Here is a 26,633-nt window from a genome sequence, read left to right as displayed (position 1 = left end):
GCAGGGAAGGGGGAACTGCGGGTCAGGCGGGAAGGATGCGCAGGCACTCCGGCGGGATCTGAACCGAGCGGATGTCGGCGCGGGACAGGGTCTCGCCCAGGATCGTGCCGCCCGGCACCGCAAGGTCGTAGCGGCGCAGAGAGCCGAGGAAGCGGTCGCGCACCAGCGTCCCGGCGAAGCGGTTGACGGCGTCGTCGGGTGGATCGGTGCGGACCGCCTCCGGACGCGCCAGCAAGGTGACGCTGGTTCCGGCCGGCTGGCCGCCGGTGGCGCAGGCCAGCGGACCGATGGCGGTCTCCACCAGATCCGGCCCGCGCACCGTGCCGTCGAACAGGTTGGCGTGGCCGACGAAGCCGGCGACGAAGCGGTCGGCCGGACGGTCGTACAGCTCCTGCGGGCTGGCGAGCTGGAGCAGGGCGCCGTCGCGCATCACCGCGACCTTGTCGGCGATGGACAGCGCCTCCTCCTGGTCGTGGGTGACATGCAGGGTGGCGATGCCATGTTCGCGCTGCACCGCGCGGATCTCGTCCCGCATCGCCGCGCGATGGGCGGCGTCCAGCGCCGACAGCGGCTCGTCCAGCAGCAGGGCGCCGGGGGCGAAGACCAGGGCGCGGGCCAGCGCCACCCGCTGTTGCTGGCCGCCGGAGAGCTGGCGGGGGTGGCGGTCGGCCAGCCCCGACAGGCGGGTGCGCTCCAGCGCCTGACCGGCCCGGCGCAGCCGCTCCGCCCGGCCGACGCCGCGCAGCTTCAGCGGGTAGGCGACATTCTCCAGCGCCGTCATGTGGGGGAACAGGGCGTAATTCTGGAAGACGATGCCGAGGTTGCGCAGCCGGGTCGGCACGCCGGTCATGTCGGTCCCGGCGATCCTAATCTGCCCGGCCGCCGGGCTGAGAAAGCCGGCGATCAGCTTCAGCAGGGTGGATTTGCCGCAGCCCGACGGGCCGATGACGGCGCAGAACTCGCCCGGCACCACATCGAGGCTGACGCCGTCGAGGCCCGCCCCGGCGGCGGGATAGCGGAAGGCGAGGGAATCGACGACGACGCTCATGACGGCGTCCCTTTGCTGGAGGGAAGCCCGCGCCCGGCCGAAGCCGAGGCGAGGGCGGACAGAACGGCCAGCAGCAGCAACAGCATGGTGCCGGCGCAGGCGAAGCCGGTGGCGCCGTAGAAGGCCTGGAGCAGAACCACCGGATAGGGGCGGGAGAGGAAGCCGGCGATCAGGTTGGACATCTGGAATTCGCCGATCGACAGGGCGGCCACCATGATCAGGCCGGAGGAAAGGCTCTGGCGCAGGCTTGGGATCACGATGCCGACCAACCGCTGGCGGAAGCCGGCACCCAGCGATTCCGCCGCCGTTTCCAGCGTGACGAGATCGAGATGGCGCATGTCGGACACCAGGGTCTGCATCAGGTAGGGCAGGGTCGAGACCACATGGCCGGCGACCAGCAGCCAGCCGCTGCCGAGGAAGGGCAGGCTGTCCGACGAGAAGACCAGGATGAAGCCGAACCCCAACACCAGCGGCGGCGCCGCCACCGGCAGCAGGAACAGCACGCGGGCGGCGGCGCGCACGCCCCGGCGGGAGGCGCCATAGATCGCGTAGGCGAGCGGAACGCCGATGAGCGCCGTAACGGCGCAGGTCGCGGCGCAGACGGTCAGGCTGACGGTGAAGGCCCGGCGGAAGCTGGCGTCGGCCCAGAGCTGCCCGTACCATCCGGCGGTCAGGCCGCTGGGCAACAGGCTGTTGGTCCAGGACTGCCCCACCGACCCGATGGCGAGCAGGGCGATGGGGGCGGCCAGATACAGCAGGTAGAGGGCGGTGACGATGGGCATGAGGTGCCGAGTCTGTAAGATTTCGATCACGTTCTGATCGTTTTCTTACATAGCACGGCTCGATGATCCTTTTGTGACCGTCCGGCTGCAATTCCTGGACATTTCGACGGGAAGCCGGCGCTGTCACGGGTGTGGGCAACCATGGCGGGCGATGGCTGCCGCTTGTCAGCGGCGGGGGCTTGCTGTAAGAAATTGATCGTTTTCTTCCACAACCATTCGACGTGGGGTTTGAGCGACATGACGGCGCACGGGCAGGGGGATGACCCGGAACAGAGTCTTCCGCTGCGCCAGCGGGAAATCCTGGCGCTGATCCGCGACCGGGGCTTCGTGACGATCGAGGCGTTGGCCGAGCATTTCGCTGTGTCCGACCAGACCATCCGGCGGGACATCATCCGGCTCGACGGCGTCGGTCTGCTCCAGCGCTTCCATGGCGGCGCCGGGGTGCGCGACCAGTCGGTCCGGCTGGGCTATGTCGAAAAGCAGGCCATCGCGCCGCAGGGCAAGGAACGGATCGCCGCCGCCGTCGCGGCGCTGGTACCGGAGGGGGCGTCGGTCTTCCTCGATGTCGGCACGACGGTGGAGGCGGTGGCGCGGGCCTTGCGCGGCAAGCGGCGGCTGCATGTCTTCACCAACAGCCTGTCGGCGGGAAGCCTGCTGGCCGGACGGCCCGGCATCGACGTGTTCGTCACCGGCGGCGTCGTGCATGGCGCCGATGGCTCGCTGGTCGGTGACGCGGTGATCGCGACGCTGGAGCGTTGCCGGCTGGATCTGGCGGTGATCGGCATTTCCGGTTTCGATGAAGACGGTGCGCCGATGGATTTCGACATGCAGAAAATCGGCATCAAGCGGGTCGCCATGGCCGCCGCCCGCCGGTCGGTGGCGGTCGCGGACGCCGGCAAATTCGCGCGTTCCGCCATCGTCCGCATCGCCCCGGCCGGCGATTTCGGGCTTCTGGTCACGGATTCGCCGCCGCCCGCCGCGCTGGGCCGCGCGTTCGAGATGGCTCGTCTGGCCGTGCAGATCGCCGACGGCGAGGAGCGGTAGCAGTAGCGGCCGCCAGTCGGGCGGCCATCCGGTTCGCTGGCGACGGTGCCTTCGCGGTTGTCATGTAACATGACCGTCGCCACCGCTTCATCATAGAGTCGCGCATCTCGGGCAGAACTATGGGGGAATGAACGGGAGGATGGCACTTGGCCTCGTTGACTTTGAACGTCGTGTCAGCCCCCATTGCGTCCCCGGCCGTGGCACGCTTCGAGGTGCGGCTGGCCACGAGCGCCCGGGAAATTGACGCCGCACAGGCCTTGCGCTACCGCGTGTTCCACGATGAACTCGGAGCCACGCTCGCGAGCGTGGTCCCTGGCCGTGATGTGGACGCCTTCGATGCCGTCTGCGACCATCTCGTCATCCTCGACCATGCGCTGGACCATAAGATGGGGGGCGCGATCGTCGGCACTTACCGCCTTCTGCGGCGGTCGGTGGCGGAACGGTGCGGCGGCTTCTATTCGGCCACCGAATTCGACATCGCTCCCCTGTTCGATCATCCCGGCGAACTGCTGGAACTTGGACGGTCCTGCGTCGACCCCGCTTACCGCAACGGGGCGACCATGCAGCTGCTGTGGCAGGGCATCGCCGCCTACATCCTGCAGCATGACATCTCGTTGATGTTCGGCTGCGCCAGCCTGCCCGGCACGGACATCGACGCGCTTGCCCCCATGCTCGCCTATCTGCACCGCCATCATCTCGCGCCGCTGGCTCTCCGGACACGGGCCCTGCCGGACCGCCGCGTTGCGCTGGACCGCCTGCCGATGCCGGCAGCGTCGGGCGATGCGGTGGTGAAGCAACTGGGCGCCCGTGCGGCCGTGGCCGGGCTTCCTCCCCTGCTCAAAGGATACCTGCGGGTCGGTGGCTGCATTGGCGACGGCGCCGTCATCGACCGAGAGTTCAACACGACCGATGTTTGCCTCATCGTCCCGATGGATGACCTGTCGGGCAAGTACGCCAAGCATTTTCTGAACCGCGCCCACTGAAGCTCTTGTCCAGGTGGGCCAATGCGCGGGAAGCGAAACACCGACGGTATCCAGAGTTTCAGCACCAGCTATTCGGAAGCGCGGGCCAAGTTCCGGGCGGCGGCGGACGCGGTTGAGGCCGACGTCGAGTGCTTGGCCAGTCCGATGCTCGGACCGGATGGCGAGTCTCTGTCGACCGACGTCGCCTGGATCGGACCGCGTGAGGCAGAGCGTGTGCTGACCCTGATCTCCGGCGTCCACGGCGTGGAGGGGTATTGCGGCTCCGGTGCCCAGGTCGACTGGATGCGGAGCGGCGAAGCGGCGAGGATGCCGGAGGGCACGGCCGCGCTGCTCATTCATGCAGCCAACCCCCATGGTTTCGCCTGGACCCGCCGCGTGACCGAAGAGAACGTCGACCTCAACCGCAACTGGGTGGATTTCGAGATTCGTCTTCCGGGGAACCCGGACTACGAGATGCTGCGCGAAGCCCTGGTGCCCAGGATGTGGACGCCGAAATCGCGGGCGGCCAGCGCCGAAATCTTCGGCGCGTACATCGGCGTACATGGGTTCCCCAGGTTCCAGGCCGTCGTTTCCGGCGGTCAATACACCGATCCTCGGGGATTGTTCTATGGTGGTCGGGAGCCAACCCGCGCACGACGCACGCTGTCCGACATTCTCACCGGCCGCCTGTCCGCCGCCGGCCGGGTGGCGGTCATCGACTACCACACGGGACTGGGGGCGTGGGGTGTCGCCGAGGAGATCGTGAGCGAACGCCGCGACACCGCAGTCTTCACACGGGCAGCCCGCTGGTTCGGCGCAGGCGTCACATCCAGCGTAGACGGCAGCTCCGTCTCGGCCGACCTGTCGGGCAATGGCTTGATCGGCATCCTTCGCTTGCTGCCCCATGCGGAGGTGACGGCGATCGCGCTGGAGTTCGGCGTCTGTGCTCTTGAAGACACGTTCGACGCCTTGCGTGCGGATGCCTGGCTGCACCGGTATGGAGAGCCCATCTCGACACAGGGACGGCGCATCCGCACCAAAATGCTGGCTGCCTTCTACGACTGAACCGCCCCGGGTTTTCCGGAGGCCCCATCATCTGAGAGAATGGGGTCATCATGACGAAGCAGGCATCACCTAAATACGCCCCTGAAGTGCGCGAGCGCGCGGTTCGGATGGTGTTCGAGCACGAAGGCGAGCATGCCTCGCAGTGGGCGGCGATCAGTTCGATAGCGGCAAAGATCGGCTGCAATCCCGAGACGCTACGAAACTGGGTCCGGCAGGCCGAGCGTGACCAGGGCAAGCGGCCCGGTCCGACAACAGACGAGCAGGAGCGGATCAAGGCACTGGAACGTGAGGTGCGGGAACTGCGCCAGGCGAACGAGATCCTACGCAATGCATCGGCGTATTTCGCCCAGGCGGAGCTCGACCGCCCGTTCAAGAAATGATCGCCTTCATCGACGCGCACCGCGCCGTTCACGGGGTCGAGCCGATCTGCCGAGTGCTGCCGATCGCCCCGTCGACTTACCATGCCCATGCCGCCCGTCGGGCCGATCCGTCCAAGGCGCCGGCCCGCTCGCGAAGCGACGCGGAGTTGAGTTTGGCTATCCGACGGGTCTGGAATGAAAACTTCCAGGTCTATGGGGTGAGGAAAGTGTGGCGGCAGTTGGGGCGGGAAGGCATCGACGTGGCACGCTGCACGGTGGCCCGGCTGATGCGCCAAATGGGCCTGAAGGGCGCGACACGCGGCAAGGCGGTGCGCACCACGATCAGTGACCGGGCGGCGTCATGCCCCGCTGACCGGGTGAACCGGCAGTTCCAGGCGCCGCGTCCGAACGCCTTGTGGTTGGCCGATTTCACGTACGTATCCACATGGCAGGGCTTCGTCTACGTGGCCTTCGTCATCGACGCCTTCGCCCGCCGCATCGTCGGCTGGCGGGTGTCCAGCACAGCCCACGCCGGCTTTGTTCTGGATGCCCTGGAGCAGGCGCTGCACGACCGCCGGCCGGCCAAGGGCAGCGGCCTCATCCACCACTCCGACCGCGGGTCGCAATACCTTGCCATTCGGTACACCGATCGCCTCACCGAGGCAGGCGTCGAGCCCTCCGTGGGCAGCGTTGGCGATTCCTACGACAACGCCTTGGCCAAGACCATCAACGGCCTCTATAAGACCGAGGTGATCCGCCGTCGAGGACCGTGGCGCACCCTGGAAGCCGTCGAGTTCGCCACCCTGGAGTGGATCGACTGGTTCAACCACCGGCGCCTCCTCGAACCCAGCGGCAACATTCCTCCCGCCGAGGCCGAAGCGCGTTACTATGCCCAAACCGAGGACGTCGCCATCGCGGCGTGACTCAACACAAATGGCCTCCGGAAAACCCGGGGCGGTTCATGCCGTGTGCTGAATGCCGTTTGAAAGACCGAGTCATCATCCTCATAAACTCGGCCTGCATTCCGCGCGCTCAGCCAGCCTGCAACGTCCCGACAAAGCGGTCGACCTGCGCCTGGAGTTCATGGACGCCGCGTTCCAGGTCCTGAATGCCGCCATGCAGGGACGCAGCGGCGGTCCCGTTGCGCTGCGCGGAGTCGGCAACGGTGTGAACGTTCAGGCGCAGGCGCTCGGTCCCCTGGGCAGCCTGCTGGACCGCACGGCTGATTTCCGTCGTCGCCGCATTCTGTTGTTCGACGGCTGCAGCAATCGACGCACTGATGCTGTTCAACTGGTCCATGACGCGCGAGATATCGCCGATCTTGCCGGCGGCATCCCCGGTCGATGCCTGGATCGCTCCGATCAGGGCGGAAATCTCCTCCGTCGCCTTGGCGGTCTGACCCGCGAGATTCTTCACTTCGGTTGCCACCACCGCGAAGCCCTTGCCGGCCTCGCCCGCCCGGGCCGCTTCGATGGTGGCGTTCAGCGCCAGCAGGTTGGTTTGCCCTGCGATGGAGGTGATGAGCGTCAGGACGTCTCCGATCCGCCCGGCATCGCCGACGAGCCGGTTCATGAGATCGACCGTGGCGGCGACCTGCCGGCTGGCACCCTGCGATTCGGCCTGCGAGCTTTGCGCCTGAATGGAGATCTCACGGATTGATGCGGCCAGTTCCTCCACAGCCGCTGCCACGGTCTGCACGCTGCTGCTGACCTCCTCCGATGTGTGGGCGACAGTCTGGCTGACCGTGGCGTTCTCGCCGGCGCTGGCGGCCACCTCGCCGACCGACAGGCCCATGGAGGAGGATGTCCTGTTGACGTCCGTCAGCAGGCGTGCGACGTCGCGGTCGAAGGTTTCGGCGACCGAGGCCAGCGCATGCTGCCGCTGCCGTTCGGCTTCCTCGCGCAGGTGCAGCTGCTCGGCTTCCAGCCGGCGCCGCTCGATGGCGTTTTCCCGGAAGCTCTGTACGGCGAAGGCCATCTTGCCGACCTCGTCCTCCCGTCCGGTGGCCGGAACGTCGACGTCGGTTTCGCCGGCGGCAAGTGCACTCATCACGCGGGTCATCTGTGCGATCGGACGGGTGACGGTTCGGACGATGGCGCCGAGGACGCCGCAGATCACCAGGACCGCCAGCAGAGCGGCCAGCGCGATGATCGCCGTGGTCGTGCGGATGTCGTTCTGGATGCGCTGGGTCGACAGCCTGACCTGGAGCGTTCCGATCTCCGTCGCTTTCGCGCCCTCGCTGCGCGTTACGGGAGCTGTGCCCATGATTCCGGCTTCGGACTGCGAGACCGTGGCGCCGTGCGAGGCGAAGACCTTGCCGTCCTTGTCCTTGATGGAACTGCCGACATAGTCGGGATCGGCCGACAGTGCCGCAAGCAGAGCCGACGCCGCATTGCCATCCATGTTCCACAGGGCCTCGCCGGCCCCGCCGGCAAGAGCCGTCGCGATCATCTGCGCCCGTTCCGTAAGCCCATTGCGGGCAACGGCCATGTTCATGTAGGCGACGCCCGTCATCGCGGCGAGGGCAAGAGCGACGAAGAGGGCGGCGATCGGAAACAGAACACGGACCGTAAGATTGCGGCGGTAGAGTCCGAACATCGCTACTCCTTTTGACGCGGCAGCCCCGGCGACGCGGGGATCCAATCCATCATCTTCGGGACTGCCCCTGTCTCCGGGATCGCAGTGGGGCTGACGGGCGGATGCCGCTATTGCGTGAGGGCCGACAGGTGCTGCTTCTGGAGGGTGCCGATGTCGATCTTCTTCAGCCCTTCGGCAAAGATCGCAGCCCACTTTTGCCCTTCCGGTTTTGTATTGAAGGCGACGTGAAGCGTCTTCGCTTCGAGAAGCGGGCCGAATTCAACCTTGTCCTGAAGAGGCTTCAGTTCTGCGGTGTTGCGCATCAGGTAGGAGAAGACATAACGGTCGATCTCCGCAGCCTCGATCCGGCCGGCGGCGACCTTGCGGATGTTGGTGGTATCGTCCACCACCGCTTCCGGCTTCAGGCCGTTTGCCGCGATGGCGTCGCCCACCGGCTTGGCATTCACATAGCCATTGACCACGCCCAGCTTCAGGCGGGCCAAGCCGGTGGGGCTGGTGTCGGCGATCCTGGCACCGGCCGGAACGATCAGACCGAGCGGGCTGTCGCCGATCGGGCCGGAAAGGGCGAAGCCATCGAGATCCGCCGGATATTCCGGAAAGTACCCGACGATGCCGGGCTCTTCCTTGGCGCTGTGGACGGCGCGCTGCCAGGGCAATACGTCAATGCTGACCGTATGCCCCATCGCTTTGAACGCTTCGCGGACCACGATGCTCGAGAAACCATTGTCCGGCAGAGAACCGGAATAGGGGGGCCACTCCAGCGTCGTCAGGCGAACCGTATCCGCCTTGGCTCCTGCGGCGGACGCCACGACGGTTCCGGCCAGGAAAAGAGTAAGACCTATCAGTCTTCCAATCACGGCAATACTCCTTGGACGGCCAGACCCCGGTTCCAGCACAGGACCGGAGGGCGGAGAGGCACGTTGTGAAAGGCGCTGTGACAATGTCGATTCCGCATCATTAATTGCCCGTTACCAATTTAATCCTCTTGAATATTTTCACAAAAAATTCACTGTTCATTTATTGTTTACGTGTTTGTGGAGGCAATTGCATTTTATTGTCGGTTTTATTTCGAAATTCCCCAAACCGTCATGTGATATTCATTCTGGCGCAAAGCAGGTCTGCGACAGTGCAGCCAAGTCGGTCCTGACGAGGTGAAGCCCTATGCCCTTCCTGCTGATCGTGCTGTTTGTCGTGGCGATGGTTTCACCCGGCCGGGCCGAAACTCCGGCGAACCGCCAGTTCGCCATCATCTTCAACAACACCAAGACGGACGGCGGATTCAACGAACTGGCCCTGCGTGGCCTGCCGCAGGACCAATTCGCCAAGACTGAGGATGTGGCCGGCGTCTTCGGCAACCGGGATGAACCGGTCGGGCCTACATCCGGCGTCTCCATCACGACATCAAGCAGGATGACAGCAAAATCGCTATCCTCCCGCAGAATGGCATAGGCTTCCTCCGCTGATTTCGCGTGAGTCAGTTCCAGCCGGCGACCAAGGATCTCCAAGTCATGAAGCGAGTACTTGGTCGATGTATGAAGGGTCGTGAGCGGTTGCGCCGGGGAGGTCAGGCCGCAGACGGTTCCATCGCACCGGCCAGGATGAAGACACCCAGGGCGATGATTGCGATGCCGAGCAGTGCGGACGGGGCCAGGGCCTCACCGAACAGCCACCAGCCGCCGATGGCGGCACCGGCCATGCCGAACCCCGCCCAGACCGAATAGACGAGCGAGATGGGGAAACGCTGGAGGGACACGGACAACAGCCAGAAGGACAGGGCATAGCCGACGGCGACAATCACCATCGGGCCGATCCGGCTCATCCCGTCGGCGGCTTTCAGCGCGATCGTGGCGGTGATTTCCGCCAGGATCGCGAGGCCGAGAAGCCCATAGGCGCCGGCCGCGGTCATGCCGCCACCGAATCCGGCTGAACCGAATTTTCCTGAACCGCGGGGGCTTCGTCGAACATGCCGAGATCGTCGGCGAACTGGTCGAGAATCGAGAGGTTGGCGGGGGCCGACAGGCAGGCGGGCAGATAGTCGGACAGCGTTGGCGGCAGGGAAAAGCCCTCCGCGGTCAGCCGCTCGTTGGCAAAGACGACGCCGAGCGTGCTGAACTGGTAATAGGCGCGCATCGCCCGCAGCATCGCCAGCTTGATCGGCTGGTCGAGGCCGAAGACCGCCTGGAACCGTGCCCGCAGCGTTTTCCAATCGCCGTCGTCGAACCGGCTGTAGCAACGGGGGCCGCCCTGGGGATCGCAGCGCTCGAAGGCGGCGGCCAGACTGTCCCAGCTCGTGCGCTTCGCCTCGCCGGCCGAGAGATGATAGACGTCATGGGCCAGCGTCGGCTTGGCCAGAAGCCCGACCAGGACCTCGGCGGTCCAATCGACCGGAACCACGTCGATGCCGCCCGCCAGCTCGCCCGTCACCAGACGCAGCCGGTCGCCGGCACGGAACATCCAGAAGATGCTGCTGCTGGGGATGCAGCCGAGCGTCCGGTGCCCGGTGACGATGGACGGGCGCACCATGACGACGGGCAAATCGGCAAACTCCTGCCTGAGCATGGTCTCGGCGGCAACCTTGGTCCGGGTATAGGGAACGAGGTGTTGCGCCGCCTCCGCCGGTGCATCGGATTCCCGGACCACCGGCGGCGGGTTGCCCCCGCAGATCATCGCGGTTCCGCCATAGAGGAAGCGATGCAGATGCGGCATGCGCCGCGCCCGCACCGCGAGCGCCCGAGTGCCCTCGACATTGATCCGATGGCAAAGCTCCTGCGCACGGAAGGAGGTGTCGGCGGCGAGATGCAGGATGTGGGTCACGCCATCCAGACGCCCGTCTTCCAGGCTTGCCGGATCGGTGATGTCGCCGACGACGATCTCGACCCGCCGAATGGCCTTGCAGGCCGCTTCGGCGCCCATGAAGCGGCCCAGGTTTTCGGCAAGCCGGGCACGGGCCTGTTCCTCCCCCTTGCCCCGCACGAGACAGATCCAATGCCAATCCGGATCGTGGGAGAGGCCGTGGGCGAGAACGGCGCCGCCGATGAAGCCAGTCGCGCCGGTCAAAAGAACAGTCGTCATCCGTATCTAGTCCTTGAGGGAAGGAGGCTGCGTCGCATCGCGGCGACTGCGGCTTGCCGAAAACCTTCCATCGCTCCGTGCAGATTTCATGGAGCTTCGATCAAGGCCGGGTCGGCTTGCGCATTTCACCCCCCGGTCCGCCGTCTCTGCACGATCTCGACAATCGATGGACGGTCCCTCCACGGCCGGATGGCACTTGGTTCGGGCAGATAGCCCGGGGACATTCGATGGTTTCGCTCGCTCGACAAAATCTTGTGCATGAATGGAGGCGGTTCGCCGCGGCGATCCTGACGCTGGCCTTCTCCGGTCTGTTGATCCTGGTCCAGGTCGGCTTGCTGCTGGGCCAGCTCGACGCCTTCACCCTCCCGCTCACGCGGTCCAGGGCCGATTTGTGGATCACCGCCCCGAACATCCAGAGTTGGGACCAGTCGACCGTCGTTCCGGCCCGTGTCGAAGGGCTGTTCTGGTCGCACCCCGCCGTTCTGGATGTTCATGAGATGAGCCTCGGATACACCGACTGGCGGACCGGGGATGGCGCGCGGCAGAACGTCATGATCGTCGGCGTCAACATCCGGCCCGGCGCGCTCAGCGGGCTTGACGGCATTGCGGCGGACACGCTGGCGGTCCTGTCGGCTCCCGAGACGGTGCTGGTGGACCAAGCCGACGCGGCCAAGCTGGGGGCAACCATCGGCGGCACCGCGGAGATTGCCGGAAGGCGGGTGACCATCGGCGGTTTCGTTCGCGGATTCCGCAGCAATCTCATGCCGCTCGTCTTCACCTCGGCCGAGTCGCTCCGGCGGATCAACGCGGACTGGACCAGCAGCGGGCCTCCCTATTTCCTGTTGAAGCTCGATCCCCGCTTCGATGTCGAACAGGTCCGGCAGGACTTGGAAGCCGCCGGCGGGGTGCAGACCTATGGCGTCGCGACGCCGGAGGAGCTGACGGCAAAGTCCGCCCTGTTCTGGCTGGAGGAGTCGGGGGCTGGAACCTCGTTCGGCTTCTCCATGCTGCTGGCGCTTCTGGTCGGCGTCGGCGTGACCGGCCAGACCCTGCGCGGAGCGGTGATCGCCTCGCTGAAGGAATATGCGACGCTGCGCGCCCTCGGCGTCACGGTCGGCCAACTGCGCGCCATCGTCCTTGAACAATCCCTGTGGGTCGCTCTTGTCGGCAACCTCCTGATGGTCGTCATCGCCGGCCTGCTCAGCGGGCTGGCCTGGGTCATGGGAATCCCGCTGGTGCTGACCTGGTGGCTCGGCGGCATCACCACCCTGTTCGTCACCGCCATCGCCTGTCTGTCTGGACTGGTCGCCCTGTCGGTGCTGTACCGCAGCGAACCGGCCGATCTGCTGCGATAGGAGAACACCAATGCTCGTTTCCTCGGACACGCCGGCGCTCGCCGCCCGGAGCCTTTACAAATCCTACAGCAGCGGCGACAGCCGGATGGACATCCTGAAGGGGATCGACCTGACGGCGCGGTGCGGCGAGCTGACCCTCTTGATGGGACCGTCCGGCTCCGGCAAATCCACGCTGATGGCCGTGCTGGCCGGCCTGTCGCGTCCCGACCGCGGCACGGTCAGCATTCTGGGCCAGCCGATCGCCGATCTCGGCGAGGACGATCTGACCGCCATGCGCCTGCGTCACTGCGGGTTCATCTTCCAGAGCCCCAACCTGTTCGGCGCTTTGAGCGCCCTGGATCAGGTGCGGCTGGTTCTTCAGCTGACCGGCGCCCCGGCGGCGGACATCGACAGCCGCGCGTGGGAGAGCCTGAAGGAGGTCGGGTTGAGCGACCGGGCCCATCTCAAGCCTTCGGCCATGTCCGGCGGCGAGAAGCAACGGGTGGCCATCGCCCGTGCCTTGGTCAAGCAGCCGACCCTGCTGTTCGCCGATGAACCGACCTCCGCCCTGGATCGCACCAACGGCGATCTGGTGATCCGCATCCTGCGCAGGATCGCCCACCGCAACGGGGCGGCGGTCCTGTGCGTGACCCACGACAGCCGTCTGGCCGGCCATGCCGACCGCATCGTCACCATCGACGACGGGCGGATCGTGAGCGACGAACGGCCGGAAACGCCGGACACCTTCCATCATCGGGACATTGAACATGCTGCGTCCTAAGCGCCTGATGCTGGGCGGACTGGCGGTGATCGCCATTGGATCCTGCATCGGGCTGGCCGTCTCCACCGGACTGACTGATGAGCTGTCCGGGGCCGGTTCGGGAGACCAGGAAATTCTGTCGGTGGAGGCGCCGGTCGCGGCGGCCGGTCGCGGCCGGATCGATGTCGAAGGCGGCATGATCCAGATCGCCGCCCAGCGGGACGGCGTGATCTCTGCGATCTTCGTGTCCGAAGGCGCCGACGTGCGGGCCGGCGATCTGCTGGCGCGGCAGGACGACCGGGCGGCCCGCGCCACGCTGGACGAAGCCCGTGCCGCCCTTGCCGAAACGGAGGCCCGCTTTGCTGTTCTGCGGGTCCGTGCCGCCGCCGCCCGCCGCGAACGCGACCGGCTCGACCGCCTGCGCCGGGATGGCGCCGAAGCGGTCAAGCTGGTCGACGAGGCCCAGAGCCGCCTGGAGGAAGCCGAGGCCGATCTGGCCGTCCACAAGGCGGCGATCCGCCTCGCCCAGGCACGGCTGGCGACCGCGGACATGGAGATCGCCCAGCGCGAGATCCGGGCGCCGGTCGATGGACGGATCGTCCGGCTCCAGGCCCGGCCGGGCAGCGGCGCCTCGACCCTCAGCGTCTCGACGCTGTTCACCCTGGTGCCCAACGAGCGCTTCATCTTCCGCGTCGATGTCGAAGAGCGGCTGATGCGGCAGGTCCATGCCGGCCAGCCGGTGACGGTCACGCTGGACAGCACGCCCGAGCCGCTGTCCGGCGAGGTTCTGCGCATCGGCGAGATCCTCGGGCAAAGGAAGATCGACCCGAGCGATGCCACGCAGCGTGTCGACGAGCGCGTGGTGGAGGTGGTGGTCGCCCTGTCGGCCCGCGCCGGCCAACGCTTCCTGATCGGACAGCGCGGACTTGCGAAGTTCCTCACCGCCCGCCAGGTTCCCGGCGACGCACGGCCGGAGACGCCGTCGCTGCGGACCCCGAAGGAGGTCCGGGGATGACCGCTCCGTCGAAGCCTCATCGCCGGGCCGCGGCCCTTGCCGCCGTCTGCGCCGTTGCCCTGCTATCGGGTTGTTCGCTGGCCCCCCTTTACGAGCGGCCCGCAGCGCCGATCCCCGCCAGCTATCCGGTTGCGGCACAATCGTCCGATCCCCGGTCGGCCAATCAGCCGGAGCCGGGAGGCAAGGCGGCATCCGTCTTCCGCAGCACGGCCTGGTGCACGCAATTCCCCGAACCCGTGCTGAGGCGCCTTGTCGCGGCGGCGCTTGAGCACAACCGCGATCTGAAACTGGCGGCGGCACGGGTCGTGGAGGCGCGGGCTCTGCATGGCATCCAATCGGCCTCCCGCCTCCCCACCGTCGCCCTGGAGGCCACGACCACCCATCCGGCGAGAAACAACGAGTCCGCCCATCAGGCGGGAGTCACCCTGGCTGCCTATGAGCTGGATTTCTTCGGCAAGGCCCAGAGCCTGTCCGATGCGGCCCTGCACGAGTATCTGGCGACGGAGCAGGCGCAGAGGGCGGCGAGGATCAGCGTGGTGGCCGAGGTGGTGCGGGGCTACGTGCTGGAGCGCGCGGCGACGGCCCGTGTCGAGCTTGCGCGGCGTGCCGCCGCGTCGCGGACGGCGGCGGTCGCCTTGCTGACGCGGCGCGTCGCGGCCGGCGTTTCCTCCCCGCTGGAGCTGGAGCAGGCCCGGTCGCTGGTCGGGGCGGCCGACACCGACCTGATCGAGCAGCAGCTGGTCCATGCGCGCGCCGAACAGGCCCTGGCCCTGCTGACCGGCTATGGCGACAGAGGTGGAACCGAGGATGCGCCGCCCTTCACCGCCGCCGCTTTCGGTGCGGGATGGGGGGTGATGCGGGCCGGCCTGCCGTCCGAACTGCTGACGGCGCGTCCCGATATCGTCGCGGCGGAGCAGCGGCTCCAGGCCGCCAATGCCCAGATCGGCGCCGCCCGCGCCGCCTTCTTCCCCTCGATCCGGCTCACGGCCATGGGAGGTGTCGCGTCCGGTGAACTCAGCAGCCTTTTCACCGCCGGCAGCGCTGCGTTGCAGGTCGTTCCCCAGGTGAGCCTGCCGATCTTCGACGGCGGGCGGAACCAAGCCAACCTGGATCTGGCGCGGGCGCGCGAAAACTCCGCCGTCATCGAATATGAGCGGACCATCCAGACGGCGTTCCGTGAGGTGTCCGATGCCCTGGCCGGGCAGGCGTCTCTGGAGCGCGATATCGCGGCCCGCACCGCCCTGCGCGAGGTCGAGGCACGTCGCCGCACGATGACGATGAACCGGTATCTGGCCGGCGCGGTCGGTTACCTGGAGGTTCTGGACGTCGAACGCAGCCTGTTCGCCGCCGATCAGGCGCTGCTGGACGCCAGGCGGGCGCGGCTGGAGACTGCCGCATCTCTCTACCGCGCCTTGGGCGGCTGTCCGGCGGTTTCCGGATAGGTCGGGCCCGTCATTCTGCGGACGGCGCGACAGTCTCTGCACGTTCTCCACGGAACCTCCATAAAGCGGCGCTACCATGAGCCTCACGGCCGAAATCTGGAGTTGGAAATGAGCGTGCTGGTGTTGGTTGTGGAGGACGAGCCCGACGTTGCCCGGATCATCACGGGATATCTCGACCGTGAGGGGCTGCGGACGGTCCGTGCGGAGAACGGCCAGATCGCCCTCGATCTGCATCGTCAGCTGCAGCCCGACATCGTGCTCCTCGACGTCAAGATCCCCAAGCTCGACGGCTACGAGGTTCTGGCGGCGATCAGACGGCGCGGCGATACCCCTGTCATCATGGTCACGGCGCTCGACGAGGACCTCGACAAGCTCCAGGCGCTGCGGATCGGTGCAGACGACTACATCGTCAAGCCGTTCAACCCGCTGGAGGTGGTTGCCAGGGTCAAGGCGGTCCTGCGTCGCGCGATGGGCCGGAGCGACATCGCGGTGCTGCGGGTCGGTCCGCTGGAAATCGACCTGACGGCCCATGCCGTCGTCGTCGAAGGCGCCGACGGCCGGGTCCGCATCGACCTGACGGCGACGGAGTTCCGCATCCTGTCGCATATGGCCCGCCAGCCCACGCGCGTTTTCAGCCGCGCCGACCTGATCGACGCCTGCCTGCCGGAAGGCAACACGCTGGAGCGGACCATCGACACGCACGCCAGCAACATCCGGCGCAAGCTCCATGCCGCCGGAAACCTTACTCTCTTCGAGAGCATCAGGGGCGTCGGCTATCGGCTGTCGACCATTCCATGAAAGCGGCCAAGTCATTGAACCGGCAGCTGGTTGCGTCCATGGCGGGGGTGACCGGGCTGGCGCTCATCATCATGTGCGCCGGGTCCTTCCTGTTCTACGAGTTCGTCTATTTCCGGTTTTGGGCACCCGAGGGGTTGGAGGGCCTTCCCGAACCGGACAGCTACTGGCCGACGACGCCGGAGTGGGTCGCCTTCCTTGGGCTGTGGGCCATCGGACTGGGAGGGGCAATCGTTGCGGCGATGCGCTTCGCCCGCCGGCTCATCCAGCCGCTGGAGGCGGTCGCGACGGCGGCGCGGCGGGTTGCCGCGGGCGATCTGAGCGCGCGCGCCGCGCCGACGAAAGCGTCGTTTGCCGAAACCCGCCAGTTGATCGAGGATTTCAACCACATGGCCGGGCAGCTGAACCGGGCGGAAACGGAGATGCGGGCGTGGCATGCCGCCATCGCCCATGAGCTGCGCACGCCCCTGACCATTCTGCGCGGCCAGATCCAGGGGTATGTCGATGGCGTGTTCACACCCGACACCCCGTCGCTTCAGGGGCTGCTTGTCCAGGTCGAGGGGCTGAGCCGGATCGTCGACGACCTGAAGGTTCTGACCCTGGCGCAGAACGGGCGTCTCGAACTGAGGCTGGAGACCATCGACCTTGCCCAGGAAGTCGCCTCGGTGGTGGCCGTCACCGCGCCCATGCTTCAGCTGGCCGGCGTGTCGGTCCATGTCGATCTTGGATCGGTGGTGATCCGCGGCGATGGTGCCCGCATCCGTCAGACCCTGACCGCACTGCTCGACAATGTCCGGCGCTACGCCGCCCCTTGCGAGGTTCGCATCGAAACCCGTGTGACCCGCGACCATGCCATCCTGCGGGTCTGCGATCACGGTCCCGGCTTGCCGAAGGGGGCGGAGACCCAGGTCTTCGACGCCTTCTGGCGGAGCGACGCGTCCCGTTCGCGGGAGAGCGGCGGCAGCGGCCTGGGCTTGGCGGTGGTGCAGGCCATCGCACAGGCCCATGGCGGCGTTGCGGTGGCCATGGCATCGGAACCGCAAGGCGTTACCTTCGAGATCCGCTTACCGAAACTCTGACCATACACCCGCAAGTGCTGCCCGGCGCTCGGCAGGTCCGGCGCCGGACGAGCTGCCTTGCGCCCGTGCGCCCGCCTCGGCGCCAGGCAAAACCTACAGTTCGACCAGAGATGACCTATGGTAGATAGACGTCAGGAATTCGAGGAGTCCTCACGACGATCTTGCAGCGAAGCACGTTTCCGTGCGCCGCGTGCCTGGTCTGTTCAAGGCCTATGCCGCCCGCCTGATCTTGCTGCTCATCCTGATCGTTGCGTCGTCGGCTTTGGGCATCGCCTCGTCTTTCCTGTTGCGCGCCATCATCGATGACGCGCTGCTGAACGGCGATCTCGGGCTTTTGGCACGTCTCGCCGGCAGCCTGATCGCCCTTGCCTGTTTCGGAGCCGTGATCGGTGCCCTTCAGGTGGCGATCACGTCAAGGGTCGGACAGGCGATCATGCATGGCCTGCGGGTGCGGGTTCATGCGCATCTGCAAGCCCTGTCCCTCGGCTTCTTCACGACGACGCGGACGGGCGAGGTGCAGTCCCGCATCGCCAGCGACATCGGCAACCTGCAGGCGCTCGTCACCCACACCGCAAGCGAGCTGACGCGCAACGTCAGCACGGTGGTGATGACGATGATCGCCATGCCCGGCCACCTTCTTACCCGGCTCTACGATGTGGATGCGGGCTCGACCTGCTACGACGGCGTCGATGTTTGCGATCTGAGTTTTCAGGTGTTGACGACATGCTCGGCATGGTCACCCAGGAACCGTACCTGCTCAACGCGACCATCGCCGACAATCACCATCGCCCACCGGCTCTGCGCGGTCCGACATGCCGATCCCATCGTTGTGATGGATCATGGGCAACTCGTCGAGCAGGGCGGACATGATGAGTTGCTTGCACTCGGCGGTGTCTATGCCGAAATGGTCCGCTCGTCGCTCCTCACGGTTCGATCCATCTGCCATGGGTCGTGTATCCAAGATGTCGATCAACGCGAACTCCCCGTGTCTCCGAACGGCTGCGGCATGAACTCTGGCGCTGTGCCGACGATGATCCTTCACTCAACTGAGCACCGAGGATCGTTCGAGCGTCCGGTCCGATCCTCACAAAAACGATAGGCCGAATGTCACTCATCACACGGCATCTTGCCCTTGGGACCGTCACGAGCCCGGCGCGGGGCCGCGCGCCTTGCTCGGCATCCGGCCGAACTGGGCCTTGAAATCGCGCGAGAAATGCGCGGTGTCGGCGAACCCGCAGTCGAACGCGATGTCGGTGATCGAGCGGCGCGTGTTCTCCAGCAGCCAGCGCCCGTAATCCAGCCGCAACCGGCGCTGGAAGGCCGCCGGCGACACGCCGAGCGCCGCCTGGAAGGCGCGCTCCAACTGCCGGGCGCTCACCCCGACATAGCGGGCGATGGCCTCGACCGACGGCGGGGAATCGAGCCGCTGCTCGATGAAATGCGACGCCTGCCGGACGCGGATGTCGGCGATGCCGTCCAGGTTGGCATAGAAATGGGCCTGCGGCAGCGCGGCGGACCGGATGTCCTGCAGCATCATGTGGCGGACCGCCTGCCGCGCCTTCTGGCCCCCGCAATGCCGGCCGACGAGATAGAGGCCGAGATCGATGGCGGCGGTCGATCCCGCGCAGGTGATCAGGTCGCCTTCGTCGATGAACAGCTGGTCGACCGCGGCGTTGACGGTCGGGAAGCGCTCGCGGAAGGCGTCCAGGACGTTCCAATGGACGCACACCCGACGGCTGCCGACAAGACCCGCATGGGCGATGGCGAAGGTCCCGGTGCAGACGCCGAGCAGCCGGACGCGGCCGAACACCGCCCGCCGCAGATAGTCGGTCAGCCGCGCCGGCTGGACATCGTTCAGGTAATCGTTGCCGCCGCAGACGGCGACATAGTCGAAGGAGGTCGGATCGCGCAGATCCTCGTTCGGCGTGACCAGCACGCCGCAGCTGGACCGCCGGGCCTGTCCGCCGACGCTCATCACCGTCCAGCTGGCGTCGATCTGCCGGCTGCGCCCGCCGAGGTCGGCGGCCAGCCGGACCGCGTCGATCAACCCCGAAAAGGCGGTCAGCGTGAATTGATCCAGAAGGACGAAGCCGATCCGCAGGCGGGGGACCGTGCCGGAGACCATGGCTGAGTCCGCGCCGGGAGGGGATCGGGTGCCGGGGTGTTCGCTGCTCATGTCGGAATTATTCAAGCATCCGTCCGCATTCTTCTATCGGAAAAAGCCGCCCCCTGGCTAGCATCGACCCTGTTGCAAGGGTTTCACGCCCGCAAGGGCCGACATTGAGGGAGAGCGTCATGACTTCTCTGCGTGCTGCCACCTGTTGCGCCGCTCTGATGGCCGGTGCCGCCTTCGCCCCAATTGCCGCCACCCAGCCCGCCGCCGCCCAATCCGCCGCCGCGTCGACCTCCCTGACCGTCGCCTGGTACGGCGGCAATTGGGGCGAGGCCTTCCGGAGCTGCGTCGCGGAGCCCTTCACCAAGGCGACCGGCATCAAGGTCGTGCCTGAGATCGGGACTTCGACGGTGACGCTGGCCAAGCTCCAGCAGCAGAAGGGCGCGCCGACCATCGACGTCGCCTGGATGGACGGCGGCATCAGCGAACTGGCGCAGGCCGCCGGCGTCACCGGCGCCATCGACCCGCAGGCCGTGCCCAACCTCGCGAAGGTCTCGCCCGAAGCGGTCTACAAGGCCGACGGCGCCGTCTTCGCGGTGGGGACCGGCTACTATTCGCTGGGCCTGACCTACAACACCCAGAAGGTCAAGACGCCCCCGGCCTCGTGGAACGATCTCTGGAACCCGGAATTCGCGGGCGCCGTCACCATCCCGTCCCCGGCCAACTCGTCGGGCGTTCCCTTCATCCTGTTCCTCAACAAGATCTGGGGCAACCCGGCCAACGACCTGTCCAAGACCTTCGCGAAGCTGAAGACCCTCGACACCGCGCTCTACTTCGACAGCTCGGGCGCCGCCTCCAACGCCTACCAGAGCGGCGAGGCGATCGTCGGCGCCCATTTCAGCGTCGGCGCCTGGGATCTGGCGGACAAGGGCCTGCCGATCGGCTTCGTCGTTCCCAAGGAAGGCGTGTGGGCGACCGACGCGCGCCTGCATCTGGTGAAGGGCACGCCCCGCGCGGCCGAAGCCGCACGCTTCATCGACACCGCCCTGACTCCGCAAGCCGCCACCTGCCTCGCCGAGAAGCTCTATCTCGGCCCGTCCGTGCAAGGCGTCTCCGTGGCGCCGGACATCGAGCGCAAGCTGCCCTGGGGCGTCGGCGGATCGGTCAAGAACCTGCAGCTCTTCAACTGGGCCGACATCAACCGCGACCGGGGCGCGATCACCGACGCCTGGAACCGCGAACTCGCGCGCCAGTAAGGGGGACGAGGCATGCCCCCGGCCCTGCTGTCCATCCGCGATCTCGGCAAGCATTTCGGTGGATTCCACGCGCTCAAGGGCGTCTCGCTGGAGGTTGAGCATGGCGAGTTCATCGCCCTGCTCGGTCCCAGCGGCTGCGGCAAGACCACGCTGCTGCGCTGCATCGCCGGTTTTCTCACCCCCGATTCCGGCGACATCCGGATCGGCGGCGACAGCGTGACGCGGCTGCCGCCACACCGGCGGCCCCTGAACACGGTCTTCCAGAACTACGCTCTGTTCCCCCACATGAGCGTCCTCGACAACATCGCCTACGGCCCCCGCCGGCACGGGGTTCCGCGGGGCGAGGCGGCGGAGCGCGCGGCGCAGGCGCTGCAACTGGTCGGGCTGGAGGCGCTGGGCGCGCGGTACCCGCGTGAGCTGTCCGGGGGACAGCAGCAGCGCGTCGCCCTGGCGCGCGCGGTGGTCAACCGGCCCAAGCTGCTGCTTCTGGACGAACCGCTGAGCGCGCTCGACATGAAGCTGCGCAAGCGGATGCAGATCGAGCTGAAGCATCTGCAGGAGAAGCTGGGCATCGCCTTCGTGTTCGTCACCCACGACCAGGAGGAGGCGATGAGCATGGCCGACCGGATCGTCGTGATGAATCGCGGCCTGATCGAGCAGGTCGGGTCGGGGACGGCGGTCTACGCCACGCCGGCAACGCGCTTCGTCGCCGAATTCATCGGGGAAGCGAATTTTCTGCCCGGTGCTGCGGACGGCGACGGCGGGCTTCGGCTGGCCTTCGGGACGGCGGCGGTTCCTCATCCTGGTCCCGGCGCCAGCACAGGCATCGGCACCGGTGCCGGGCAGAGCCGCACCGGCGTGCTGCGGCCTGAGCATCTGGAGCTTCTCGACCGCGCCGACGCGCCCGGTTTCCTCACCGAGCGCGGCATCGTCGAGGACGTGATCAACACCGGCGGCCAGACCCTCGTGATGGTCCGGGTCGGCGACGCCCTGCTGGCGAGCCGCCGCCTGGGCATGCCGGGCGCCGGCCTCGGCCGGGGAACCCAGGTCGTCGTCGGCTTCCGCCCGGAGCATCTGCACGTCGTCGCCGGCGAGCCGGCGCCATGACCGCCGCCCTGACCGGCGACCCCGCGACGGTCCCCGCCGCCGCGCCGCCCACCGCCCTACGCCGCGCCCTGCCGTTGCTGGCCGCCCCCGTCGCCTTCTTCGTGGCCTTCTTCGCCGTGCCGATGGTCGTCGTGCTGTCCTCCAGCCTCATGGCCGGCGGCGCGCCGTCCCTGGCGAACTACGCCCGCGTGCTGCTCGACCAGTATCACTGGGACGTCCTGGCGGTGACCTTCCGGATCGCCGCGCTGACCACGCTGGCCGTCACGCTGCTGGGATATCCGCTGGCCTATTATCTGGTGCGGGTGGTGTCGTCGAACGCCTTGCGGCGAAGCTGCGTCATCCTGCTGCTGCTGCCGCTGTTCACCAGCAACATCGTCCGCTCCTTCGGGTGGATGATCCTGCTCGGCCGCAACGGTCTGGTCAACGACACGCTGGTCGGGATCGGGCTGCTGGACCGGCCGGTCCGCTTCCTCGGCACCGAGACGGGCATCGTGATCGGCCTCGTCTATATCCTCCTGCCCTTCATCGTCCTGGCAGTCGGCAACGCGCTGGCCACTGTGGATCCGACGCTGGAGGAGGCCTCGGCCGATCTCGGCTCCAGCCCCTTCACCACCTTCTGGACCGTGACCTTCCCGCTGTGCCTTCCCGGCCTGATCGCGGGCGTGATCATGGTCTTCACGCTGGCGGCGAGCGCCTATGTGACGCCGGCCCTGCTGAGCGGCGGCAAGATCACCGTCTTCCCGATGCTGATCTTCCAGCAATACAGCACGGTGTTCGACGTCCATTACGGCGGCGCGCTCAGCATCACCCTGCTGGTCGTCACGCTGGTGCTGGTGGCGCTGGCCGGGCGGATCGGCAACGGCGGAGGCAACCGGTCATGATCGCGCGCATTCTCCTGCGGATCGTCGCCTGGGCGGTGATGGCCTATCTGGTGCTGCCGCTTGTGGTCATCGTCGGCGCGTCGCTGACCGCCACCAGCTATCTCGCCTTCCCGCCGCAGGGCCTCACGCTGGACTGGTACGGGCGGATGCTGGCCGACACCTCCTACGTGGCGGCCTTCGGGACCAGCACGGCGCTGGCGCTGGCGGCCACGGCGGGGGCGGTGCTGCTCGCCCTGCCGGCGGCCCTGGCCATCGCGCGCTACGATTTTCCGGCCAAGCGGACGCTGCTGTCGCTGCTGATGTCGCCGCTGGTGCTGCCGCACGTGGTGCTGGGCGCGGCCCTGCTGCAATATTGCGCCGCCCTGGGCCTGATGCGCAGCTTCGCGGCCCTGCTGGTCGGCCATGTGGTGATCGTGACGCCCTTCGTGCTGCGCTCCGTCCTGCCGCAATTGACGCCCGAGCAGCGCGCCCTGGAGGAGGCTTCGGCCGATCTCGGCGCCCGGCCCTTCGAGACCTTCCTGCTGGTGGTCCTGCCGCAGATCCGCGGCGGGCTGACGAGCGGGGCGATCTTCGCCTTCATCTCGTCCTGGATCAACGTCGAGCTCAGCATCTTCAACACCACCGCCGAGCTGACGACGATCCCGGTCAAGCTGTTCAACTACGTCCAGTACACCATCGACCCGGTCATCGCCGCAGTCTCGTCGATCACCATCGCGGTGGCGGCGGTCACCATCGTTCTTCTCGACCTGACCGTGGGGCTCCACGTGCTGTCGAAGCGGCGCTGACCCCGTCCCGGTCCTCCATCCCCTTTCTTCCCGCCAACACCCCGAGAGGCCCCAAGTCATGCGCAAGCAAGACGTGTTCGACGTTGTCTACACCCATACCGAGGGTGAGCCGCTCTGCATCGTCCACAGCGGCATTCCCTATCCTCCCGGCTCCAGCATCCTGGAGAAGCGCCAGTTCCTGGAAACCCACTACGACTGGCTGCGCTGCGCCCTGATGCGCGAACCGCGCGGGCACAAGGACATGTTCGGTGTCTTCCTGACGCCCCCGTCCGGTCCGGATGCCGACGCCGGGCTGATCTACATCGACGGCACCCAGTATTCGCACATGTGCGGGCACGGCACGATTGCCGTGGCCATGGCCATGGTGGCGCTGGGGCTGGTCCGGCGCGGCGAGGGCGACCGCACCACCATCCGCTTCGAGACCACCGCCGGCCTCGTGGTGGCCGAGGTGGCGACGGACGGCGACGCCGTGCTGTGGACCCGGTTCGAGAATGTGCCGGCCTATGTCGCAGCCCAGGACGTGGCTTTCGAGCTGCCCGAGATCGGCCCCCTGAAGGCCGACATCGTGTGGGGCGGCAATTATTTCGGCATCATCGACCTGACCGGCACCGCGCTCCGCATCGGTCCGGAGAACGGCACGGCGCTGTCGCGCTACGGCGTGCTGGCGCGCGAGCAGCTGCGCCAGAAGGTCGCCATCCAGCACCCGGCCTCGGCCCACATCAACAACTTCAACTTCGTGACCTTCTGGCATGAGCCGACCATCGAGGGCGCCTTCTACAAGAACGTCCATGTGTTCAGCGCCGGCCAGCTGGACCGCTCGCCGGGCGGCACCGGCACCAGCGCCATGATGGCGATGTTCGAGGCGCGCGGCAAAATGACCATCGGCCAGACGATCCGCTCCGAGGGCCTGCTGGGCAGCGGTACCTTTGAAGGCTGCCTGCTCGGCGAGACCCGCCTGAACGGCGTGCGCGCGGTGCGGCCGACCGTCAAGGGCACCGCCAGCATCCTGGGGACGGCCCGCTGGGTCATCGACCGCAACGACCCGGTCGGATCGGGTTTCCTCGTCGCCTGATAAAGCCGGCGGCAGCCCCGGTCCATTGGAACCTGGGCTGCCGCCGATCGACGTTGCGGCACAGTTCGGTTCCGTCAGGTCTCCCTCGGTGAGCAGCTGCTAGCTTGGCTTCCCAAGCATGACGGCCAGCGCCTGCATGAAGCGGTCTGCGGCCTCAAGCTGCGACGCTTCGATGAACTCGTCAGGCTTGTGGCCCTGTTCCATCGACCCTGGGCCGCAGACGATGGTCGGGTAGCCCGCCCGGCTGTAATGGCCGGCCTCGGTGGTATAGGCGACGACGGCGCTGTCATTGTCGCCGGTGATTCGCCGTACGATCGCAGCGATGTCGGAGCCGGGGTCGGCGACGAGGCCGGGGGTATCGCAGAACACTGAAAACGTGATCCCGGTTTCAGGAGCGACGGCGCGCATCTCCGGCTCCAGCACGTCGCGGCAATAGCGTTCGACGGATTGCAGGATGCGATGGGGATCCTCGGTCGGCAGATGGCGGATCTCCAGGTCGAACCGGCAATCCCGCGGCACGATGTTGAAGGCGGTGCCGCCTTGCACCGTGCCGACATGCAGCGTGGTCGAGGACGGGGCGAAGCGGTGGTCGAACGGCCCCTCCTTGTATCGCCGCTCGGTCTCCCGCCGGACGAAATCGATGACCCTGGCGGCATACTGGACGGCATTGACGCCCTCCGGGGCCATTGAGCTATGACATTCCAGACCGCGAACATGCCCGCGGGCACACAGGATGCCCTTATGTCCGACCACCAGCTTCATCATGGTCGGTTCGCCGACGATGCAGGCGGCCGGCCGGATACCGAGCCGGCCGATCGCCTCCAGCAGGCTCGGCACACCGAGGCAGCCGATCTCCTCATCGTAGGAGAAGGCGAGATGCACCGGTCGGTCGAGCGCCGCCGCCTTGAAGCGCTCCACCGCATTCAGCGCGACCGCGATGAACCCCTTCATGTCGGCAGTGCCGCGGCCGTAGAGCCTGCCGCCGCGTTCGGTCAGGGTGAAAGGATCGCTGGTCCAGGGCTGGCCGTCCACCGGCACCACGTCGGTATGGCCGGACAGCACGATGCCGCCGTCGCGGTCGGGGCCGATGGTCGCCCACAGATGTGCCTTGGTCCCGGTCCCGTCACGGATCACCTCGGAACGGATGCCGTGCCGCTCCAGGTAGCCGCGAACCCAGTCGATCAATGCCAGGTTGGACGTCGAACTGACCGTGTTGAAGCCGACCAGATGGGCCAGGATGTCTCTGCTCGTCATGACACTCTCCGATAACAGTGCGGCTTGGCAGCCATCGCCCGTGGCCATCCCGGGGGTCATCCCAGGGGTCATCTCCAACGTCATCCCGGAGTCATGACGGCTTCCTGCCGCGGCCATTCCGCGCAACGATCTCGCCGACGATGCCGCGGCGGAAGACCAGCACGCAGACGACGAAGATGCAGCCGATCACCACCGGCACCGGCAGGCTGGTGGAGGCGAGATAGCTTTCCAGCGTCACCACCAGCCCGGCACCGACCACCGGCCCGAACAAGGTGCCCATGCCGCCCAACAGCGTCATCAGCACCACCTCGCCCGACATCTGCCACGTCACGTCGGTCAGGCTGGCGAGCTGGAACACCAGCGCCTTGGTGCCGCCGGCAAGCCCTGCCAGCGAGGCCGACAGCACGAAGGCCACCAGCTTGTAGCGGTCGGTGCGGTAGCCGAGCGACACCGCCCGCGGCTCGTTCTCGCGGATCGCCTTCAGCACCTGGCCGAAGGGCGAATGCACCGTGCGCCAGATCAGGGCGAAGCCGGCGACGAAGATCGCCAGCACGGTGTAGTACATGGTCAACGGCTGGCTGAGGTCGAACAGCCCGAACAGGGTGCCGCGCGGCACGCCCTGGATGCCGTCCTCGCCATGGGTGAAGGGAAGCTGGAGCGCCAGGAAGAACACCATCTGGCTCAGCGCCAGCGTGATCATGGCGAAATAGATGCCCTGGCGGCGGATGGCGAGCAGTCCGAAGACCAGCCCCATCAGGCCTGCGACCGCGGTGGCGGCGAGCAGCCCGAACTCCGGTGCCCAGCCCCATT

At 67.1% G+C, this 26,633-nt stretch carries 26 protein-coding genes and 1 other annotated feature; of the genes, 17 read left to right on the top strand and 9 right to left on the bottom strand.

Translation table 11 applies throughout. The features are described from left to right. Nucleotides 1-22: 22 nt before the first annotated feature. Complete coding sequence (locus TSH64_RS13960) at nt 23-1,048, bottom strand: ABC transporter ATP-binding protein (RefSeq protein ID WP_109445712.1); 1,026 nt, start codon at nt 1,046-1,048, stop codon at nt 23-25. Next, nucleotides 1,045-1,830: an ABC transporter permease subunit gene (locus TSH64_RS13955; protein ID WP_109445710.1), complete on the bottom strand. Its 786-nt coding sequence runs from the start codon at nt 1,828-1,830 to the stop codon at nt 1,045-1,047. The genes TSH64_RS13960 and TSH64_RS13955 overlap by 4 nt, the downstream gene beginning before the upstream one ends. A gap of 237 nt (nt 1,831-2,067) precedes the next feature. On the opposite strand from TSH64_RS13955, the gene TSH64_RS13950 reads away from it, so the two are divergent. The 4 genes from TSH64_RS13950 to TSH64_RS13935 all read left to right on the top strand — a co-directional run bounded on the left by TSH64_RS13950 (nt 2,068) and on the right by TSH64_RS13935 (nt 6,183). After that, on the top strand, nt 2,068-2,874 hold the full coding sequence (locus TSH64_RS13950) for a DeoR/GlpR family DNA-binding transcription regulator (protein WP_109452649.1): 807 nt from the start codon (nt 2,068-2,070) through the stop codon (nt 2,872-2,874). Nucleotides 2,875-3,071: 197 nt separating this feature from the next. Next, nucleotides 3,072-3,857, top strand: a complete 786-nt coding sequence (locus TSH64_RS13945) for a GNAT family N-acyltransferase (protein WP_247872931.1) — start codon at nt 3,072-3,074, stop codon at nt 3,855-3,857. 21 nt (nt 3,858-3,878) lie between these two features. Beyond that, complete coding sequence (locus TSH64_RS13940; protein ID WP_109445708.1) at nt 3,879-4,901, top strand: M14 family metallopeptidase; 1,023 nt, start codon at nt 3,879-3,881, stop codon at nt 4,899-4,901. Between the two features lie 50 nt (nt 4,902-4,951). Beyond that, nucleotides 4,952-6,183 (top strand): IS3 family transposase gene (locus TSH64_RS13935; protein WP_109445706.1). Its coding sequence is split into 2 segments (ribosomal slippage): nt 4,952-5,246 and nt 5,246-6,183, totalling 1,233 coding nucleotides; the frame shifts between segments, so codons are not numbered across the junction. Then, nucleotides 5,236-5,352: a sequence feature (AL1L pseudoknot), on the top strand. (Overlaps the previous gene by 117 nt.) Before the next feature lie 109 nt (nt 6,184-6,292). On the opposite strand, the gene TSH64_RS13930 is transcribed toward TSH64_RS13935, so the two are convergent. Both TSH64_RS13930 and TSH64_RS13925 read right to left on the bottom strand, forming a co-directional pair. Continuing rightward, complete coding sequence (locus tag TSH64_RS13930) at nt 6,293-7,858, bottom strand: HAMP domain-containing methyl-accepting chemotaxis protein (RefSeq protein WP_109445704.1); 1,566 nt, start codon at nt 7,856-7,858, stop codon at nt 6,293-6,295. 107 nt (nt 7,859-7,965) lie between these two features. Beyond that, on the bottom strand, nt 7,966-8,715 hold the full coding sequence (locus tag TSH64_RS13925) for a transporter substrate-binding domain-containing protein (RefSeq protein WP_247872930.1): 750 nt from the start codon (nt 8,713-8,715) through the stop codon (nt 7,966-7,968). A gap of 304 nt (nt 8,716-9,019) precedes the next feature. On the opposite strand from TSH64_RS13925, the gene TSH64_RS36380 reads away from it, so the two are divergent. After that, nucleotides 9,020-9,307, top strand: a complete 288-nt coding sequence (locus TSH64_RS36380; protein ID WP_247872929.1) for a hypothetical protein — start codon at nt 9,020-9,022, stop codon at nt 9,305-9,307. A 115-nt stretch (nt 9,308-9,422) separates the two neighbouring features. Here the strand turns inward: TSH64_RS36380 and TSH64_RS13915 are convergent, their stop codons facing one another. Together TSH64_RS13915 and TSH64_RS13910 are read right to left on the bottom strand one after the other, a co-directional pair. Then, nucleotides 9,423-9,764 (bottom strand): multidrug efflux SMR transporter, encoded by a 342-nt coding sequence (locus TSH64_RS13915; RefSeq protein WP_109445702.1) that lies wholly within the window; start codon nt 9,762-9,764, stop codon nt 9,423-9,425. After that, on the bottom strand, nt 9,761-10,930 hold the full coding sequence (locus TSH64_RS13910; RefSeq protein WP_109445700.1) for an SDR family oxidoreductase: 1,170 nt from the start codon (nt 10,928-10,930) through the stop codon (nt 9,761-9,763). Before TSH64_RS13910 ends, TSH64_RS13915 begins: the two co-directional genes overlap by 4 nt. A 227-nt stretch (nt 10,931-11,157) precedes the next feature. Here TSH64_RS13910 and TSH64_RS13905 point away from each other — a divergent pair, with 227 nt between their 5' ends. The 7 genes from TSH64_RS13905 to TSH64_RS36645 all read left to right on the top strand — a co-directional run bounded on the left by TSH64_RS13905 (nt 11,158) and on the right by TSH64_RS36645 (nt 18,454). Further along, a complete protein-coding gene (locus TSH64_RS13905) occupies nt 11,158-12,285 on the top strand; it encodes an ABC transporter permease (protein WP_109445698.1) in 1,128 nt (375 codons plus the stop codon). Between the two features lie 10 nt (nt 12,286-12,295). Then, nucleotides 12,296-13,045: an ABC transporter ATP-binding protein gene (locus TSH64_RS13900; RefSeq protein ID WP_109445696.1), complete on the top strand. Its 750-nt coding sequence runs from the start codon at nt 12,296-12,298 to the stop codon at nt 13,043-13,045. After that, entirely contained in the window at nt 13,032-14,039 is a 1,008-nt protein-coding gene (locus TSH64_RS13895; RefSeq protein ID WP_109445694.1) for an efflux RND transporter periplasmic adaptor subunit, read from the top strand. The genes TSH64_RS13900 and TSH64_RS13895 overlap by 14 nt, the downstream gene beginning before the upstream one ends. Then, complete coding sequence (locus TSH64_RS13890; RefSeq protein ID WP_109445692.1) at nt 14,036-15,481, top strand: efflux transporter outer membrane subunit; 1,446 nt, start codon at nt 14,036-14,038, stop codon at nt 15,479-15,481. Before TSH64_RS13895 ends, TSH64_RS13890 begins: the two co-directional genes overlap by 4 nt. A 108-nt stretch (nt 15,482-15,589) precedes the next feature. Next, nucleotides 15,590-16,279 carry a response regulator gene (locus TSH64_RS13885; RefSeq protein ID WP_109445690.1) on the top strand — a complete coding sequence of 230 codons (690 nt, stop codon included), beginning with the start codon at nt 15,590-15,592 and terminating at the stop codon, nt 16,277-16,279. A gap of 38 nt (nt 16,280-16,317) precedes the next feature. Further along, nucleotides 16,318-17,355, top strand: coding sequence for an ATP-binding protein (locus tag TSH64_RS13880; RefSeq protein WP_247872928.1), 1,038 nt, complete (start codon nt 16,318-16,320; stop codon nt 17,353-17,355). Nucleotides 17,356-17,536: 181 nt separating this feature from the next. Next, nucleotides 17,537-18,454 (top strand): ABC transporter transmembrane domain-containing protein, encoded by a 918-nt coding sequence (locus TSH64_RS36645; protein WP_199237557.1) that lies wholly within the window; start codon nt 17,537-17,539, stop codon nt 18,452-18,454. Nucleotides 18,455-18,496: 42 nt separating this feature from the next. On the opposite strand, the gene TSH64_RS13870 is transcribed toward TSH64_RS36645, so the two are convergent. Further along, nucleotides 18,497-19,480: a GlxA family transcriptional regulator gene (locus TSH64_RS13870; RefSeq protein WP_199237556.1), complete on the bottom strand. Its 984-nt coding sequence runs from the start codon at nt 19,478-19,480 to the stop codon at nt 18,497-18,499. A 170-nt stretch (nt 19,481-19,650) separates the two neighbouring features. Between TSH64_RS13870 and TSH64_RS13865 the strand changes: the two genes are divergently transcribed. The 5 genes from TSH64_RS13865 to TSH64_RS13845 are packed head-to-tail and all read left to right on the top strand — an operon-like array spanning nt 19,651 to nt 24,569. Beyond that, nucleotides 19,651-20,724 carry an ABC transporter substrate-binding protein gene (locus TSH64_RS13865; protein ID WP_109445684.1) on the top strand — a complete coding sequence of 358 codons (1,074 nt, stop codon included), beginning with the start codon at nt 19,651-19,653 and terminating at the stop codon, nt 20,722-20,724. Between the two features lie 12 nt (nt 20,725-20,736). Continuing rightward, entirely contained in the window at nt 20,737-21,831 is a 1,095-nt protein-coding gene (locus TSH64_RS13860) for an ABC transporter ATP-binding protein (protein ID WP_109445682.1), read from the top strand. Next, the gene (locus tag TSH64_RS13855) at nt 21,828-22,712 is read left to right on the top strand and encodes an ABC transporter permease (protein ID WP_109445680.1); all 885 of its coding nucleotides are present in this window, start codon (nt 21,828-21,830) and stop codon (nt 22,710-22,712) included. The genes TSH64_RS13860 and TSH64_RS13855 overlap by 4 nt, the downstream gene beginning before the upstream one ends. Beyond that, complete coding sequence (locus TSH64_RS13850) at nt 22,709-23,497, top strand: ABC transporter permease (RefSeq protein ID WP_109445678.1); 789 nt, start codon at nt 22,709-22,711, stop codon at nt 23,495-23,497. Before TSH64_RS13855 ends, TSH64_RS13850 begins: the two co-directional genes overlap by 4 nt. A 58-nt stretch (nt 23,498-23,555) precedes the next feature. Then, a complete protein-coding gene (locus tag TSH64_RS13845) occupies nt 23,556-24,569 on the top strand; it encodes a proline racemase family protein (RefSeq protein ID WP_109445676.1) in 1,014 nt (337 codons plus the stop codon). Nucleotides 24,570-24,668: 99 nt separating this feature from the next. Here the strand turns inward: TSH64_RS13845 and argE are convergent, their stop codons facing one another. Together argE and TSH64_RS13835 are read right to left on the bottom strand one after the other, a co-directional pair. Continuing rightward, nucleotides 24,669-25,823 (bottom strand): acetylornithine deacetylase, encoded by a 1,155-nt coding sequence (argE, locus tag TSH64_RS13840; RefSeq protein ID WP_199237555.1) that lies wholly within the window; start codon nt 25,821-25,823, stop codon nt 24,669-24,671. Between the two features lie 91 nt (nt 25,824-25,914). Beyond that, nucleotides 25,915-26,633: branched-chain amino acid ABC transporter permease (locus TSH64_RS13835; RefSeq protein ID WP_109452641.1), on the bottom strand; the 719-nt coding region annotated here is incomplete at its 5' end.

This window comes from Azospirillum sp. TSH64 (genome assembly GCF_003116035.1).
GTDB lineage: Bacteria > Pseudomonadota > Alphaproteobacteria > Azospirillales > Azospirillaceae > Azospirillum.
This window is presented reverse-complemented; position numbering and strand designations above follow the sequence as displayed.